The sequence below is a fragment of the Pseudomonas sp. ASL9 genome (genome assembly GCF_056680335.1).
Genome location: NZ_CM155277.1, coordinates 2760903 through 2777214, shown reverse-complemented (window position 1 = coordinate 2777214; position 16312 = coordinate 2760903). Strand labels below are relative to the sequence as shown.

Here is a 16312-nt window from a genome sequence, read left to right as displayed (position 1 = left end):
ACTCCCGGAAGGTTGTTTTTAGAAGGCTGCGTCTATCCAGGAGCGGTAAGGTGGGTAACGGACATAATCTGGCTTTCATGATCGGCGCGGGACTTAGCGCGGCCGCAGCGGCGCTGCATATCGGCGTCATCATTGCAGGCCCGCGATGGTACCGGTTGTTTGGTGCAGGCAATCGTTTCGTGCGTGCAGCTCAAGCTGGGCGAATTTATCCGGCCGTGGTCACGGCAGCCATCTCTCTCGTACTGTTCTGTTGGGCCGCCTATGCCTTGTCCGGCGCTGGCGTGATCGACCAATTGCCGTTACTGCGCCCGGCGTTATGTGCCATTACTCTGGTGTATTTACTGCGCGGGATTGTGGGGCCGCTCGCGTTGGCAGGCACGGGCCGCAGCACCCGGTTCATTGTGGTCAGCTCTGCGGTTTGTTTGGCCTTTGGCCTGATTCATCTGCTCGGCCTCATTCAGACGTGGGACGCGTTGGCGTCGTCCAGCGTTTGATTTCCGAATAAATCTCCTCGCGAGGCGAACTCAATGCTACTCCCACCCTAAATGGTAGGAGCTGCCGAAGGCTGCGATAAGGTCGGAACGACCTTCGCGATATCGACTGATCGCAGCCTTCGGCAGCTCCTACAGTCAATCGGTGGCAAGGCAAAAACAAGAAAGCCCGCACAAGGCGGGCTTCTCGGGGTGTTTCGTAGGCTGTCAATGACAGGTCGAAACATCAATTTGGTGCACCAGGCGGGATTCGAACCCACGACCACTGCCTTCGGAGGGCAGTACTCTATCCAGCTGAGCTACTGGTGCAATGCGGGCGCCATGATACTCATCTGGCTGCCGGGCGTCCATGCTGGTGAGCGCTGTTGTTGATTTTGCACGTAACCGGGTGTGAACGTGACGTTGATCTGAAATTAATCACCTAAACTCCGTTTTCGTTCTTTTTTTCGAACAGACTATTGTCCTTTACCCCCGCAGACCCTAGGATTCGTTTGAGATTTCAAACGCTTTTGGCTGAGTGCTCAACCGCACGTTCTACGATCAGTGCGCTATTTGTGCTTGAGTACGGTGAATGATTTCCTGACGGCAGCCTTATATAGGCGCCTTTGAACAAACAAAAAAATTCGCTCCGCGCGTGCGCGGTGCTGTTTAGGAGACCGACATGCAGCTTAAAGACACCCAATTGTTCCGTCAGCAAGCCTTTATCGATGGCGTTTGGCTGGATTCGGACAATGGTCAGACGATCAAAGTGAACAACCCGGCTACCAATGAGATCCTCGGGACTGTTCCGAAGATGGGCGCAGTTGAAACCCGTCGTGCGATCGAAGCTGCTAACAAGGCGCTGCCGGCCTGGCGTGCGTTGACCGCCAAGGATCGTGCGAACAAGCTGCGTCGCTGGTTTGAGCTGATTATTGAAAACCAGGACGACCTCGCTCGCCTGATGACCCTGGAACAGGGTAAGCCGCTGGCTGAAGCCAAGGGTGAGATCGTTTACGCGGCTTCCTTTATCGAGTGGTTCGCTGAAGAAGCCAAGCGCATCTACGGCGATGTGATTCCTGGTCACCAGCCAGACAAGCGTCTGATTGTGATCAAACAGCCAATCGGCGTGACCGCCGCGATTACGCCGTGGAACTTCCCGGCAGCGATGATTACCCGTAAAGCGGGTCCAGCGTTGGCTGCTGGCTGCACCATGGTTCTGAAACCGGCTTCGCAAACTCCGTTCTCGGCCTTGGCGTTGGCTGAACTGGCACACCGTGCGGGCATCCCGAATGGTGTGTTCAGCGTTGTCACCGGCAGTGCTGGCGACATCGGCGGCGAACTGACCAGCAACCCGATTGTGCGTAAATTGTCCTTCACTGGCTCGACTGAAGTCGGTCGCCAACTGATGGCTGAATGCGCCAAGGACATCAAGAAAGTGTCCCTGGAATTGGGCGGCAACGCGCCGTTCATCGTGTTCGACGACGCCGACCTGGATAAGGCCGTCGAAGGCGCGATCATCTCCAAGTACCGCAACAACGGCCAGACCTGCGTCTGCGCCAACCGCCTGTACGTGCAGGACGCCGTCTATGACGTGTTCGCCGAGAAGCTGAAAGTCGCGGTGTCCAAGCTCAAGATCGGTAACGGTCTGGAAGAGGGCACCACTACGGGTCCGCTGATCGACGAAAAAGCCGTGGCCAAGGTCAAGGAACACATTGCTGACGCCATCAGCAAAGGCGCAACCGTGCTGGCTGGCGGCAACAGCCTGGAAGGCAACTTCTTCGAGCCGACCATTCTGGTCAACGTGTCTAAAGATGCGGCTGTCTCCAAGGAAGAAACCTTCGGCCCGTTGGCTCCACTGTTCCGCTTCAAAGATGAAGCTGAAGTGATTGCGATGGCCAACGACACCGAATTCGGTCTGGCGTCGTACTTCTACGCCCGTGACCTTAGCCGCGTGTTCCGTGTTTCTGAAGCGCTGGAATACGGCATGGTCGGCGTCAACACGGGCCTGATCTCCAACGAAGTCGCTCCGTTTGGCGGCATCAAGGCGTCGGGTCTGGGTCGTGAAGGCTCCAAGTACGGCATCGAAGATTATCTGGAAATTAAGTACCTGTGCCTGGGCATCTAATTCTGTCAGCACAGTAGCGACACGTAATTCCACCTGTAGTTGGAACGTTGCAGCAGTCGATCATCGTATGCTGCTGCAACTGCCACCCGACTGCTTAATCCTTGAACTGCGCCGCCCGATGAGCGGTGAATGAGGAAATCATGAGCCAGACCAACGAATCCTTGATGAAACGCCGCAATGCCGCTGTTCCGCGCGGCGTGGGCCAGATCCACCCGATCTTCGCGGCTTCCGCGAAGAACGCTACTGTTACCGACGTTGAAGGTCGTGAGTTCATCGACTTCGCTGGCGGTATCGCGGTACTGAACACCGGTCACCTGCACCCGAAAATTATCGCGGCCGTGCAAGAGCAACTGACCAAGCTGACTCACACCTGCTTCCAGGTATTGGCCTACGAACCGTACGTTGAGCTGTGCGAAAAGATCAACGCCAAGGTGCCAGGTGATTTCGAGAAGAAAACCCTGCTGGTGACCACCGGTTCCGAAGCGGTAGAAAACGCTGTAAAAATCGCCCGTGCCGCCACTGGCCGTGCCGGCGTCATCGCATTCACGGGCGCTTACCACGGCCGTACCATGATGACCTTGGGTCTGACCGGTAAAGTCGTGCCTTACTCGGCCGGTATGGGCCTGATGCCAGGCGGTATCTTCCGCGCACTGTACCCGTGTGCACTGCATGACGTGACCGTTGACGATTCCATCGCCAGCATCGAACGCATCTTCAAGAACGATGCCGAGCCACGTGATATCGCTGCAATCATCATCGAACCCGTTCAGGGCGAAGGCGGTTTCTACGTCGCGCCGAAAGAGTTCATGGTTCGTTTGCGTGCCCTGTGCGACAAGCACGGCATTCTGCTGATCGCGGACGAAGTGCAGACTGGCGCTGGCCGTACCGGTACGTTCTTCGCGATGGAACAGATGGGCGTTTCTGCCGACCTGACCACCTTCGCCAAGTCCATCGCCGGCGGTTTCCCACTGGCTGGCGTATGCGGCAAAGCCGAATACATGGATGCCATCATTCCAGGTGGCCTGGGCGGCACTTACGCTGGCAGCCCGATTGCTTGCGCAGCGGCGCTGGCCGTGTTGGAAGTGTTTGAAGAAGAGCACCTGCTGGACCGTTGCAAAGCGGTTGGCGAGCATCTGGTGACTGGCCTGCGTGCGATTCAAGCCAAGTATCCGGTGATCGGTGAAGTTCGTGCCCTGGGTGCGATGATTGCGGTCGAGCTGTTCGAAGGCGGCGACCCGCACAAGCCGAACGCTGCGGCGGTGGCTCAGGTTGTAGCCAAAGCGCGCGACAAGGGTCTGATCTTGCTGTCGTGCGGTACTTACGGCAACGTATTGCGCGTTCTGGTACCGCTGACGGCTCCTGATGAGCTGTTGGACAAGGGTCTGGCGATCATCGAAGAGTGCTTCGCCGAACTCGCATAGAATGTGAGTAAGTAGACAGAAAAAACCCGCTTCGGCGGGTTTTTTTCGTTTTAGGACAAGCATTTGCGCTTAGCGCCTATATCCCCACGGATTGTTTGGATAAAGTGCGGGTATCGCTGTCGGAGAGCTCGGAATGAGCGTTGTTGAATTACCTGTTGCACCCCGCGTTTTGATCGCCGAGGCGGACCCCTGGGTGCGCGACATGCTGACCGACTTAGTCCTGAGCGTGCGCTGTGATGCTGATCTGAAAGTGTGCAGTGACGGGCAGCAGGCGCAGGACTGGTTGAATCAACAGCAACCCGATCTGGTGATCGCCGCTTGGGAGCTGCCGGGTACAGATGGCTTGAGCCTGTTGTGGGGCGTGCGCCAACAACGGCAGCAGCCTGCCTTGCCATTTTTTCTACTCAGCAGCCGCAGTGACAGTGCAAGCGTGCGCGAGGCATTGCCGCTGGCGCCTACTGCTTACTTGACCAAGCCCCTGAACATGGACAGCCTGCGCCAGCGCCTGGAGGATTTGTTGCTTAGCGCGAGCGGGCCAATCGTCTATAAAGTTCCTGCGCTGGCACCTGGCTTGAGCCTGTCGAGTTTTCTCGACAGTCGCCGGGAAATCGCGGAAGGCGCACCCTTGCTGGTGGATGTGCATCAAGCGCTGAGTCGCAGTCAGGGGCCTACGGGCGTGGATTTGAAACTGCTGGAGCAGGAGCTGCGTTTTGACCCACACGTCACCGCAGTCTTGATCGCTGCCGCCAACAGTGCGGCGCAGCACTTGGGTACAACCGTGCAGACCTTGCCGCAGGCGCTGCAGGCGTTAGGCCCTACGCAGAGCGTCAATCTGCTCCTCGGTCTGGTCATGAAGCGTAATGCGGGGCTGACGGACGAAAGGCTGATCACCCACGCTCAACACTTTTGGGCGCTGTCGCGCAGCACCGCTGAATACGCCCGCTCTATTGCGCGCTCGCTGGGGCTGGACCAGGAGCGCTGCTTTTGTGCGGGTTTGCTCTACAGTCTGGGCGATTTGACAGTGTTGCGTTGTTTGCAGGACTGGATGCTGGCTGGCGGTGAACTGGATGAGCCGGCGGTGAGCGAGTCGCTGAAGCAGTTCGGTGCTGGATTCGGCTCGGCACTGCGCACGCGTTGGCGCTTGCCGCTGGAACTGCGGGAGTTGATTGCGGCGGCCTATCACTTCGGCGGCGGTGTGTACTCGCGCGAGGCACTGGCGATGAACGTGGCCGCGCAATTGGCACTGCTCGGGTCGGAAGAGGGCGTCGAGGCGCTGGCCAACAGTAAAGCGTCCCGGCTATTGAAAATCGGGACGCCGGAGCTGGTGCGGTTGCGCAAGATATAAGTCTTCGTTGGCCGACAGACCGTTTTCGGCAATAAATTCGCTCACACAGGGTTTGCAGGTTTTCTGTGGGGGCTGCTCAGACCCAAACAATCTGATTCTTGCCCTGACGCTTGGCTTGGTACATCGCGGCATCGGCCCGTGCGTAGAGGACTTCCAGGCCGAGGTCGTCGTCGCGCAGGTTGGTCAGGCCCTGACTTATGGTGATGCCGAATGCCTGATTGTTGCACTGAAAGCTCAATCGCTGGATTTCCCGTTGCAGCCGCTCGGCGATTTGCTTGGCCATGTCCGGTGTGCAGCCAGGGAGCACGGCGGCAAACTCTTCCCCTCCGATACGTCCGAACACATCGCCCCGACGAAGGGCCGAACGTCCACTCTCGGCGATACGTTGCAGCACCTGATCGCCTTCCTGATGGCCGTATGTATCGTTGACCCGCTTGAAATCATCAATATCCAGCAGCAAAAACGCCAAGGGCAAGTCCTGCAAACGCGCCTGTTCGAACTCACGCTGGGCGCATTCGAAGAAGTGGCGGCGGTTGCTGCTCTGGGTGAGCACGTCGGTGGTGGCGAGACGTTGGAGTTCGCCTTCAAGCTGCTTTTTCTCGGTGATGTCTTCGGCGATGCCCACGACGATCAGGCGCTGCCCGACCTCTTGGCGACTGATAAAACACTTGTCGCTCAGCCAGCGAACCTGCCCGTCGGAACGGATAATCCGGTATTCGCGGTCTTCGATGGAGCCCTTGTCCAGCACTTGAGTCAGGCTGCGTTCGGCATAGTCGAGGTCATCGGGGTAGATGCTGTCGCGCCATTCGTTGTAGTCGGCCAGCAACAAACCTGCCGAACGACCGAAAATCCGCTCATAGGCCGGGCTGACGTAAATCATCTGCTGGGTTTCCCAATCGAACGCCCATAGCACCGCATTGACACTGACCAGCAGAGCGCTGAAAAGCTTTTCGCGCTCGCTCAGGCGTGCGACTTCGGCTTGGGCATGCATCAGCGCGAGGAGAATTTCCGCAGAGGGCGGCAGATTGGCAGGGGGTGTCTGGCTAAGGGGCGTCTGTTTGTCCATGGGCACTGCATCTCAAGAAGATGTGCGGCGCACAGCCACAACTGCACCCACCACCATAGTGAGCTGCTTATACAGAGAGCAAAGAAGGGGATGAAGTTCCGGCTGGCGCGCTCCCGGACGGGGCGCGCCGATCAACGGTGTCAGACGGCGGCAGGTCGCAACGAGTAGGTTTTCAATTGGTTGGCGAACTCGCGCAGGGACTGGATGCCGCTGGCTTCGGCCTCGTGAACCCACTCCTTGATTGCCGCGAGCATGTCGTGACCGTTGCTGCTGGTTTTTAGCCAGATCTGTTGCAACGCCAAACGCTTCTCGTAGATCACTCTCAATGCCTGGCTGTGTTCGAGCATGGTTTGAATGTGCAGATGATGCTTGTCATCAAGCAGGCTGGTTTCTCGGGAAAGCAGACGCTTGGCGCGGTGGAACTGATGGCGTACCGACGCATCGGCCTTGGACAGCTCTTGCTTGACCAGTGGCGCGATTACCAGCTTGCGGTACTGGGCCATGATCTGGAAACGATTGTTGAGAATAGCCATGGCAGTATCCATGTCCACATGACCCTTGCCCTCGACCCGGTGGGCGATAGGCGCCACCCGCTGAACTTTGGCCAGACGGAAGAAGCTGAAGACCTTGATCCAGGCCCAGCCCATGTCGAATTCCCACTTCTTGACCGACAGCTTGGCGGAGTTCGGGTAGGTGTGATGGTTGTTATGCAGTTCTTCACCGCCGATCAGGATGCCCCACGGCACCAGATTGGTCGCCGCATCACGGCATTCGAAATTGCGATAGCCCACGGCATGGCCAAGACCATTGACGACGCCGGCGGCCCAGAAGGGAATCCACATCATCTGGATCGCCCATACGGTGATACCGATCACGCCGAACAATGCGAGGTCGATCACCGCCATGATGGAGACCCCCAAGGTCGGGAAGCGGCTGTACAGGTTGCGTTCGATCCAGTCCTCGGGACAGTTTTTGCCGTAGATGCGAAGTGTGTCCGGATTTTGCGCTTCGGCGCGATACAACTCAGCGCCTTTGCGCAGTACAGTAGACAGACCTTTGATCACAGGGCTGTGCGGATCGTCGACGGTCTCGCATTTCGCGTGATGCTTGCGATGAATGGCGGTCCACTCACGCGTATTCTGGGCCGTGGTGAGCCACAGCCAGAAGCGGAAAAAATGTTTGAGCCCCGCGTTGAGTTCTAGCGCACGGTGGGCGGAGTAGCGGTGTAGATAGACCGTGACGCCGACAATGGTCACATGGGTCATCAACAAAGTGGTTGCTACCAGTTGCCACACTGATAGATCAAGTAGACCGTTGTTCCACATAAAATGTGTTGCCCTCGATAAAAAATGCTCGATGAATATAAAAGCAGCAGCGCATTATCACCGACCCAGCCGATAAAACCAGTCGCGCTTTTAGATAAGAGTCGCTGAATGTTTCTACTCTATAATCCGCGCATTTAGTAAGGTTTTTCTATTTTTATGTCAGTTTCTTCTCGCAATGCGTTGCGCACGGCCCTGCTTTACGCGCTGGTGTCGGCTTTGTGGCTTGAGATCAGCAATGCCTCGCTCCGGCATCTGATTCAGGATCAGGCTCGTTTCGACCAATGGCAGTTGGTAAATGGCTATGTATGGCTGATTTTCAGCGCTGTGCTGATTTTTTTCGCCCGCACCCGGCTCCTCGGCTGTATGGCCGCAGCTGCTCGAGCAGGGCTGAAAAAGCAGGACCAGGAGCGCTTGAGCCAGGCAGCAGCGGTATTTGATTGCACGCGCGAAGGTGTCGTGGTCACTGACAGTCACGGTTCGATCGTCCATGTGAATCGGGCCTTCATGGAGATTACCGGTTACAAGGAAGAAGAAGTGCTCGGGATTAACCCGAAAAAATTCAAGTCTGGCCGCCACGGGCCAGAGTTCTACCAGACTATGTTTCAGGCGCTGCACGCCAGCGGCCAATGGAGCGGTGAAATCTGGAACCGTCGTAAAAACGGCGAAATTTTTCCGCAATGGCAAAGCATCCGCGCCATCAAGGATGAGAACAGCGAAATCAGCCATTACGTGGCCGTGTTTTCAGACATCACCGCCATCAAGCGTTCGCAGCGCGAATTGGTGCATCTGGCGCACTACGATCCCTTGACCGGTTTGCCAAATCGCCTGTTGTTTACCGACCGTACCGAGCAGGCTTTGGCGCACGCCCAGGCCAGCAAGCGCGGCTGTGCGTTATTGCTGATCGATCTGGATCACTTCAAGAACATCAACGACAGCCTTGGGCATGGTATCGGCGATCAGGTGCTCAAAATTGTTGCTGAGCGGCTGACTACGTTGTTCAGCAGTGGCATTACCCTGGCTCGACTGGGGGGAGATGAGTTCGCCGTGTTGGCAGAGAACTGTCAGCAGGTGGCGCAGGCCGCAGCATTGGCTCAGAGCGTGATCGAGGGTTTGAAAAAGCCGTTCGTGTTTGAGGGGCATCAGCTGTTTATCAGCGCCAGCGTGGGTATCAGCCTGTTTCCCAATGACGCATTGAATGCCGAACAGCTGTTGCGTAACGCAGATTCGGCACTCTTCAAGGCCAAAAGCGCAGGTAGGGAAGGTTATGCCTTATATACCGAAGAGCTGACAGCGCATGCGCAGCAGCGGGTCGAGTTGGCCAGCGAACTCCGTCGTGCCATCGACCACGACGAGCTGCGGGTATTTTATCAGCCGATACATGACCTCCACAGCGGCGGTATGGTGGGGGTCGAAGCGTTGGTACGCTGGGAGCATCCCGAGCGTGGGTTGGTGTCGCCCGGGGAGTTTATTCCGATTGCCGAACAGAGCGGATTGATCGGCGATATTGACGCGTGGGTGTTGACGCATGCCTGCGAGCAGATGAGTCAGTGGCGCACAGCAGGGGTCGGCCTCGACTTCATCGCGGTGAATGTTTCCAGCCGGTTGTTTGGTCGTGCGGATCTATACCAGCACGTCGCGCAGGTGCTGCATGATACGGGGCTTGATCCGAGCTGCCTGGAACTGGAAGTCACTGAAAGCGCGGTAATGGAAGACCCGGACTCAGCCATCGAACAGCTACATCGCCTGCGTGAGTTGGGCCTGCGACTGGCCATCGATGATTTCGGTACGGGCTATTCATCGCTACTTCGGCTCAAACGCATGCCGGTTCAAATGCTGAAAATCGATCAGGGTTTTGTCGCCGGGTTACCCCATGACGAAGATGACGTGGCCATTGTTCGGGCGATCATTGCACTCGCAAATACCTTGGGTATGCGCGTGTTGGCTGAAGGTATCGAGCGCGCCGAGCAGGCGAGTTTTTTGCTGGAAAACCATTGTGAACTGGGGCAGGGCTACTGGTTTGGCCGTCCGCAGTCGGCGGAACAGCTGGATTTGCAACACGTATTGACGTTGTCCTGAACCCCCGGGTTTCAGGCTACTGGAACCGCGCAATGCGCTCCAGTGCAGGGAAAAGCCCATTAATGCCTTTTTGTTATATCTGCATTCTTAAATAGTATTTTTAAGAATAACCGCGCCTCTTTAAGATTGCCTCCACGCCACACGCAGTCGCCCGCGACTTGCCACTGCAGGCACCTCTTATCTAGGAGCAGGACCATGAGCGCATCTCTACGTAGCGTTGACGGCCAGGACGAAGCAAGCATCCTGCGCGAAATTCAGAGTGCATTGCGCGATCTGCGCTTCGGTGCAGTGGAAATCACTGTGCACAACGCACAAGTGGTACAGATCGAGCGCAAAGAAAAATTCCGCCTGCAGACCCCGAGCAACAAGACCAGTTGATCTGCGGATGTAAGAGCAGGGAGATGAGCTCGACCCATAAAAAAGCCAATACAAAAAATTGTCCAGGAGCTTCATCATGCGTATCCGTCGTTTTGCCTTGGTCGCGCTCGCCAGTGCTGTTTTTGCAGGTTCTGCCGTTGCCAAGGACATTGAGCTACTCAACGTGTCCTACGACCCGACGCGTGAGCTGTACCAGGATTACAACGCTGAGTTCATCAGCTTCTGGAAGAAAACCCATGCAGATGACACCGTGAAGATCCAGCAATCCCATGGCGGCTCGGGCAAGCAGGGACGTGCGGTGATCGATGGTCTGCGTGCTGACGTAGTGACCCTGGCCTTGGCCGGGGATATCGACGAAATAGCCAGGATCGGCAAGAGCCTGCCCGAAAACTGGCAAACCCGCCTGCCAGATGCCAGCACGCCCTACACGTCGACCATCGTGTTTCTGGTACGCAAGGGCAACCCCAAAGGCATCAAGGACTGGGGCGACCTGATCAAGACGGACGTCTCGGTGATCACCCCGAACCCGAAAACCTCTGGTGGCGCTCGCTGGAATTTTCTGGCCGCGTGGGCTTATGGCCTAAAGGCCGGTGGTAGCGAAGCCAAGGCGCAGGAATACGTACAGACCTTGTTCAAACACGTACCGATTCTGGACACTGGCGCTCGTGGCTCGACCATTACCTTCGTCAACAACGGTCAGGGTGACGTGTTGCTGGCCTGGGAAAACGAAGCCTTCCTGGCCCTGAAGGAAGATGGCGGCGCGGACAAGTTCGACATTGTCGTACCTTCGCTGTCGATTCTGGCCGAACCGCCCGTATCGATTGTCGACAAAAACGTAGACAAGAAAGGCACCCGCGAAATCGCCACCGCTTACCTGGAGCATCTCTACAGCCCGGCCGGTCAGGAAATTGCCGCAAAAAATTTCTATCGTCCACGTAACGCTGAGGTTGCGGCCAAATACGCCAAGCAGTTCCCGAAACTGGACTTGGTGACTATCGACAAAGACTTCGGTGGCTGGAAAACTGCGCAACCGAAATTTTTCAATGATGGTGGCGTGTTCGACCAAATTTACCAGGCGCAATAACCTGTGCAGCGATGCGTTGAAAAGCGTGTCGCCGAGTTTGGCCTTTAGCCCGGATTCGTTTCCGGGCTTCGTGCGTTAACCAAGGACTTCTATGTCGCGTCGTATTTCCCCCGTCATACCCGGCTTCGGGCTGACACTGGGCTACACCTTGGTGTACCTCAGCTTGATTGTGCTAATCCCGTTGTCGGCCATGTTCATCCATGCCGCCCAACTGACATGGGATCAATTCTGGGCCATCGTCACCGCACCGCGGGTGATTGCGGCCCTGAAGCTGAGTTTTGGTACCGCGCTCTACGCCGCCATTATTAATGGCGTGATCGGCACACTGCTGGCCTGGGTGCTGGTGCGTTACACCTTCCCTGGCCGCAAGATCATCGACGCGATGATCGACCTCCCATTCGCGCTGCCTACTGCTGTCGCCGGTATCGCCCTGACTGCGCTGTATGCGCCGACGGGGCTGATAGGGCAGTTCGCCACAGACTTGGGCTTCAAGATCGCTTACACCCCGATAGGCATCACATTGGCCCTGACCTTTGTCACGCTGCCGTTCGTGGTGCGCACGGTGCAGCCGGTGTTGGCCGATTTCCCGCGTGAAGTCGAAGAGGCCGCCGCCTGCCTGGGCGCGAGGCCGTTGCAGGTGTTCCGTTATATTCTGGTGCCGGTCCTGCTCCCCGCATGGCTGACCGGGTTCGCCCTGGCCTTTGCCCGGGGTGTCGGCGAGTACGGATCGGTAATTTTCATTGCCGGCAACATGCCGATGAAAACCGAGATCCTGCCGCTGTTGATCATGGTCAAGCTTGATCAATACGACTACACCGGCGCCACGGCCATCGGCGTGATGATGCTGGTGGTTTCTTTCGTCCTGCTGCTGTTGGTCAACCTGCTGCAGCGCCGCATCGAAACCCCTTAAAGGAGGCACAGCATGTCCTACTCAACTGTTTCTGCCGCCGCCTCCGCTAACGCTGCCCGTCGTGGCAATGCCGTGTCGCGGCGGATTCTGATCGGCCTCGGTTGGCTGGTTTTTATCCTGTTTCTAGGGCTGCCGCTGTTTATCGTGGTGTCCCAAGGGCTGAAAAACGGACTGGGCGCGTTCTTCTCTGCGATCTTTGAGCCGGACGCGTTGTCGGCGCTCAAGCTCACCGTGATCGCCGTGCTGATTTCGGTACCGCTCAACGTCGTGTTCGGCGTCAGCGCGGCCTGGTGCGTGAGTAAGTACTCGTTCCGCGGCAAAAGTATGCTGGTCACCCTGATCGACCTGCCGTTCTCGGTGTCGCCCGTGATTGCAGGTCTGGTCTACGTCCTGATGTTTGGCGCTCAAGGCTTTTTCGGGCCGTGGTTGCAGGACCATGACATCCAGATCGTGTTCGCCTTGCCAGGCATCGTGCTGGCGACGATTTTCGTCACCGTGCCGTTCGTTGCTCGCGAGCTGATCCCGTTGATGCAGGAACAAGGCACGCAGGAAGAAGAGGCGGCGCGGTTGTTGGGCGCAAACGGCTGGCAGATGTTCTGGCATGTCACGATCCCGAACATCAAGTGGGGTTTGATCTATGGCGTGGTGCTGTGTACCGCCCGGGCCATGGGTGAGTTCGGCGCGGTCTCGGTGGTTTCCGGGCACATCCGCGGGGTCACCAATACCCTGCCGCTGCACGTCGAGATCCTCTACAACGAATACAACCACGTCGCAGCGTTTGCCGTGGCGAGCCTGTTGCTGATCCTGGCGCTGTTCATCCTGCTGCTCAAGCAGTGGAGCGAATCGCGCATTACCCGTCTGCGCCAAAGTGCGGCGGAGGAATAATTCATGTCGATCGAAGTCCGTAATGTCAGCAAGCGTTTCAACGCCTTCCAGGCTCTGAACTCAATCAATCTGGACATTCAAAGCGGTGAACTGGTGGCCCTGCTGGGTCCGTCAGGCTGTGGCAAAACCACCTTGCTGCGCATTATTGCCGGCCTGGAAACCCCCGATCAGGGCACCATCGCTTTCCACGGAGAAGACGTCTCCGGGCACGATGTGCGTCATCGCAATGTCGGGTTCGTGTTCCAGCATTACGCACTGTTTCGCCATATGACGGTGTTCGACAACGTCGCGTTCGGTCTACGCATGAAACCGAAAAACCAGCGCCCGACTGAAAGTCAGATCGCGGTCAAAGTTCACGAACTGCTGAACATGGTGCAGCTCGATTGGTTGTCGGACCGTTATCCGGAGCAGTTGTCCGGCGGTCAGCGTCAGCGTATCGCGCTGGCCCGTGCGTTGGCGGTCGAGCCTAAAGTGCTGCTGCTCGATGAACCGTTCGGCGCGCTGGATGCCAAGGTTCGTAAAGAGCTGCGCCGCTGGCTGGCGCGCCTGCACGAAGACATCAACTTGACCTCGGTCTTCGTGACCCACGACCAGGAAGAAGCCATGGAAGTGGCAGACCGCATCGTGGTGATGAACAAGGGCGTGATCGAGCAAATCGGCTCACCGGGCGAGGTGTATGAAAACCCGGCCAGCGATTTCGTCTACCACTTCCTGGGCGACTCGAACCGCTTGCACCTGGGCGACGATAACCACGTGCTGTTCCGTCCGCATGAGGTGTCGTTGTCGCGGCATGAGCTGGAAGACCATCACGCGGCCGAAGTCCGAGATATACGTCCATTGGGCGCCACCACTCGCGTGACCTTGAAGGTCGAAGGCCAAAACGAGTTGATCGAAGCCGAGGTGGTAAAAGACCACGACAGCCTGATCGGTCTGGCCCGTGGCGAGACTGTATTCTTCAAGCCTAAGGTCTGACAGCGACGGAGGGTGGGCGGAACGATCACCGTCAACCCTGCGTCATACCTCTATGTGAGCGAGCGGCAGTTGGCCTGCGGATTAGTCCTCGCAAGACCATTCATGTTTAACTTGACCGTTCGTTCAAGTTAAAACTGGTGGTTCGCTGCCCGCTCACAACAGGAGGCTTACCCCTTGAGTTCGTTTTCCCCCGTTACTTCCCTCCCTCATGAGGCGCAGTCCCTATGAGTGCGCCTACCCCGCAAGCCAGCGGCCAAGTCCGGATGAATCCGCCCGTTTTTTACTTCGCGGCGAGTTTCATTTTGCTGTTTGGGGTGTTGGTGATTGCTTTCCCGCAGCGCTCCGGCGAGTGGTTGCTGGCGGCGCAAAACTGGGCGGCCAACACGGTCGGCTGGTACTACATGCTGGCGATGACCCTGTATCTGGTCTTCGTGGTGGTTACCGCCTTGTCTGGCTACGGCAAGATCAAGCTCGGTGCCGACCACGACGAGCCCGAGTTCAGTTATTTGTCCTGGGCGGGCATGTTGTTCGCTGCCGGGATCAGCATCACCCTGTTCTTCTTCTGCGTTTCAGAACCGCTGACCCACATGCTGCAACCGCCGCAGGGCGAGGGCGGCACCACGGAGTCGGCGCGGCAGGCCATGCAACTGCTGTTTCTGCATTGGGGTTTGCATGGTTGGGGCGTATTCGCGTTCGTTGGCATGGCGCTGGCGTATTTCGCCTATAGGCACAACCTGCCGCTGGCCTTGCGCTCTGCGCTGTATCCGCTGATCGGTAAACGTATCAACGGCCCGATTGGCTATGCGGTGGATGGCTTCGGCATCATTGCCACGGTGTTCGGGCTGGGCGCCGACATGGGCTTCGGCGTATTACACCTTAATTCAGGCCTCGACTACCTGTTCGGTGTGCCGCATACCCAATGGATTCAGGTGGGTTTGATCACCCTGATGATGGGCGCTGCGATTCTGGTGGCCATCGCGGGCGTGGACAAAGGCGTGCGCGTCATGTCTGACATCAACATGTTGCTGGCCTGCGCGCTGCTGCTGTTTGTGTTGTTTGCCGGCCCCACCCAGCACTTGCTAAACACTCTGGTGCAGAACATCGGCGATTACCTGGGCGCGTTGCCCGCCAAGAGTTTCGATGTTTACGCCTACGACAAAACCGGCGACTGGCTGGGTAACTGGACGGTATTTTATTGGGCGTGGTGGATTGCATGGTCGCCCTTTGTCGGGCTGTTTATTGCGCGTATTTCCCGTGGCCGCACCATCCGCGAATTCGTTTGCGGCGTGCTCCTGATTCCGCTGGGTTTCACCTTGGCCTGGATGTCGATTTTCGGTAACAGCGCCATCGACCAGGTGCTCAATCACGGCATGGTCGCACTTGGGCAATCTGCCATCGACGACCCTTCGATGACCCTCTACCTGCTGCTGGAAAACTACCCGTGGAGTAAAACCGTTATTGCCGTGACGGTGTTCATCAGTTTTGTGTTCTTCGTGACCTCGGCGGATTCCGGCACCGTGGTGCTGTCGACCCTGTCCGCGCGTGGCGGTAATGCCGACGAGGATGGGCCGAAATGGCTGCGGGTATTCTGGGGCGTGGCGACGGCGTTGATTACCAGCGGGTTATTATTTGCCGGCAGTATCGACTCGCTGAAATCGGCGGTGGTGCTGACGTCGCTGCCGTTTTCGCTGATTCTGCTGCTGATGATGTGGGGGCTGCACAAGGCTTTCTATCTGGAGTCGCAGCGGCAAATCGCCCAGTTGCACTCCCTGGCGCCGGTGTCCGGTTCGCGCCTCGGGCGTGGTGGATGGCGACAGCGTTTGAGCCAGGCGGTGCACTTTCCGTCACGCGATGAGGTCTATCGTTTCCTTGAACAGACGGTGCGCCCGGCTATCGAAGAGGTGACGGCGGTGTTCGTCGAGAAGGGCCTGAAGGTAATGGCTCAACCCGATCCGAGCAACGACAGCGTCAGCCTGGAGATCGGCCATGGCGAAGAGCACCCTTTCATCTATCAAGTGATGATGCGCGGCTATTTCACGCCGTCGTTCGCCCGAGCGGGCATGGGCTCGAAGAACTCGAATAACCGGCGCTACTACCGCGCCGAGGTTCACTTGAGTGAGGGCAGCCAGGATTACGATCTGGTGGGCTACACCAAGGAGCAAGTGATCAACGACATTCTCGACCAGTACGAGCGACACATGCAGTTCCTGCATTTGGTGCGTTGAGGCAGAAAACGCCTGCGCCCCCCTTGCACC

General features: G+C 57.5%; 13 protein-coding genes and 1 tRNA gene. 11 read left to right on the top strand and 3 right to left on the bottom strand.

Annotated elements, in window-relative coordinates; all coding sequences use genetic code 11:
* The first annotated feature begins 50 nt into the window (after positions 1 to 50).
* On the top strand, positions 51 to 494 hold the full coding sequence (locus AC1ME2_RS12795) for a hypothetical protein (RefSeq protein WP_480441627.1): 444 nt from the start codon (positions 51 to 53) through the stop codon (positions 492 to 494).
* 229 nt (positions 495 to 723) lie between these two features.
* On the opposite strand, the gene AC1ME2_RS12790 is transcribed toward AC1ME2_RS12795, so the two are convergent.
* A tRNA-Arg gene (locus tag AC1ME2_RS12790) sits at positions 724 to 800 on the bottom strand.
* Between the two features lie 352 nt (positions 801 to 1152).
* On the opposite strand from AC1ME2_RS12790, the gene gabD reads away from it, so the two are divergent.
* From gabD to AC1ME2_RS12775, 3 genes are all read left to right on the top strand, one after another.
* On the top strand, positions 1153 to 2595 hold the full coding sequence (gabD, locus tag AC1ME2_RS12785) for an NADP-dependent succinate-semialdehyde dehydrogenase (protein WP_480441625.1): 1443 nt from the start codon (positions 1153 to 1155) through the stop codon (positions 2593 to 2595).
* Between the two features lie 140 nt (positions 2596 to 2735).
* Positions 2736 to 4016: a 4-aminobutyrate--2-oxoglutarate transaminase gene (gene gabT, locus AC1ME2_RS12780; RefSeq protein WP_480441623.1), complete on the top strand. Its 1281-nt coding sequence runs from the start codon at positions 2736 to 2738 to the stop codon at positions 4014 to 4016.
* A gap of 133 nt (positions 4017 to 4149) precedes the next feature.
* Positions 4150 to 5361 carry an HDOD domain-containing protein gene (locus tag AC1ME2_RS12775; protein ID WP_480441621.1) on the top strand — a complete coding sequence of 404 codons (1212 nt, stop codon included), beginning with the start codon at positions 4150 to 4152 and terminating at the stop codon, positions 5359 to 5361.
* Between the two features lie 76 nt (positions 5362 to 5437).
* Here the strand turns inward: AC1ME2_RS12775 and AC1ME2_RS12770 are convergent, their stop codons facing one another.
* Together AC1ME2_RS12770 and desA are read right to left on the bottom strand one after the other, a co-directional pair.
* The gene (locus AC1ME2_RS12770) at positions 5438 to 6427 is read right to left on the bottom strand and encodes a GGDEF domain-containing protein (RefSeq protein WP_480441619.1); all 990 of its coding nucleotides are present in this window, start codon (positions 6425 to 6427) and stop codon (positions 5438 to 5440) included.
* Between the two features lie 140 nt (positions 6428 to 6567).
* Positions 6568 to 7752 (bottom strand): delta-9 fatty acid desaturase DesA, encoded by a 1185-nt coding sequence (desA, locus tag AC1ME2_RS12765; RefSeq protein WP_480441618.1) that lies wholly within the window; start codon positions 7750 to 7752, stop codon positions 6568 to 6570.
* 156 nt (positions 7753 to 7908) lie between these two features.
* Between desA and dibA the strand changes: the two genes are divergently transcribed.
* The 7 genes from dibA (at position 7909) to betT (ending at position 16282) form a co-directional block, all read left to right on the top strand.
* Positions 7909 to 9828 carry a phosphodiesterase DibA gene (gene dibA / locus AC1ME2_RS12760; protein WP_480441617.1) on the top strand — a complete coding sequence of 640 codons (1920 nt, stop codon included), beginning with the start codon at positions 7909 to 7911 and terminating at the stop codon, positions 9826 to 9828.
* A gap of 195 nt (positions 9829 to 10023) precedes the next feature.
* The gene (oscA, locus tag AC1ME2_RS12755) at positions 10024 to 10206 is read left to right on the top strand and encodes a sulfur starvation response protein OscA (RefSeq protein WP_322218840.1); all 183 of its coding nucleotides are present in this window, start codon (positions 10024 to 10026) and stop codon (positions 10204 to 10206) included.
* 76 nt (positions 10207 to 10282) lie between these two features.
* Positions 10283 to 11290, top strand: a complete 1008-nt coding sequence (locus tag AC1ME2_RS12750; protein ID WP_480441614.1) for a sulfate ABC transporter substrate-binding protein — start codon at positions 10283 to 10285, stop codon at positions 11288 to 11290.
* Between the two features lie 91 nt (positions 11291 to 11381).
* Positions 11382 to 12200: a sulfate ABC transporter permease subunit CysT gene (gene cysT / locus AC1ME2_RS12745; RefSeq protein WP_480441612.1), complete on the top strand. Its 819-nt coding sequence runs from the start codon at positions 11382 to 11384 to the stop codon at positions 12198 to 12200.
* 12 nt (positions 12201 to 12212) lie between these two features.
* A complete protein-coding gene (gene cysW / locus AC1ME2_RS12740) occupies positions 12213 to 13085 on the top strand; it encodes a sulfate ABC transporter permease subunit CysW (protein WP_480441611.1) in 873 nt (290 codons plus the stop codon).
* A 3-nt stretch (positions 13086 to 13088) separates the two neighbouring features.
* Entirely contained in the window at positions 13089 to 14057 is a 969-nt protein-coding gene (locus AC1ME2_RS12735; protein ID WP_480441609.1) for a sulfate/molybdate ABC transporter ATP-binding protein, read from the top strand.
* Between the two features lie 224 nt (positions 14058 to 14281).
* Positions 14282 to 16282 (top strand): choline transporter BetT, encoded by a 2001-nt coding sequence (gene betT / locus AC1ME2_RS12730; RefSeq protein WP_480441608.1) that lies wholly within the window; start codon positions 14282 to 14284, stop codon positions 16280 to 16282.
* Positions 16283 to 16312 lie beyond the last annotated feature (30 nt).

Bases quoted from the DNA above. Each gene is read 5' to 3' on its own strand.
- oscA (WP_322218840.1), top strand. From the start codon at position 10,024: ATGAGCGCATCTCTACGTAGCGTTGACGGCCAGGACGAAGCAAGCATC.
- dibA (WP_480441617.1), top strand. From the start codon at position 7,909: ATGTCAGTTTCTTCTCGCAATGCGTTGCGCACGGCCCTGCTTTACGCG.
- AC1ME2_RS12735 (WP_480441609.1), top strand. From the start codon at position 13,089: ATGTCGATCGAAGTCCGTAATGTCAGCAAGCGTTTCAACGCCTTCCAG.
- AC1ME2_RS12775 (WP_480441621.1), top strand. From the start codon at position 4,150: ATGAGCGTTGTTGAATTACCTGTTGCACCCCGCGTTTTGATCGCCGAG.
- AC1ME2_RS12770 (WP_480441619.1), bottom strand. From the start codon at position 6,427: ATGGACAAACAGACGCCCCTTAGCCAGACACCCCCTGCCAATCTGCCG.
- gabT (WP_480441623.1), top strand. From the start codon at position 2,736: ATGAGCCAGACCAACGAATCCTTGATGAAACGCCGCAATGCCGCTGTT.
- cysW (WP_480441611.1), top strand. From the start codon at position 12,213: ATGTCCTACTCAACTGTTTCTGCCGCCGCCTCCGCTAACGCTGCCCGT.
- AC1ME2_RS12750 (WP_480441614.1), top strand. From the start codon at position 10,283: ATGCGTATCCGTCGTTTTGCCTTGGTCGCGCTCGCCAGTGCTGTTTTT.
- cysT (WP_480441612.1), top strand. From the start codon at position 11,382: ATGTCGCGTCGTATTTCCCCCGTCATACCCGGCTTCGGGCTGACACTG.
- betT (WP_480441608.1), top strand. From the start codon at position 14,282: ATGAGTGCGCCTACCCCGCAAGCCAGCGGCCAAGTCCGGATGAATCCG.
- gabD (WP_480441625.1), top strand. From the start codon at position 1,153: ATGCAGCTTAAAGACACCCAATTGTTCCGTCAGCAAGCCTTTATCGAT.
- desA (WP_480441618.1), bottom strand. From the start codon at position 7,752: ATGTGGAACAACGGTCTACTTGATCTATCAGTGTGGCAACTGGTAGCA.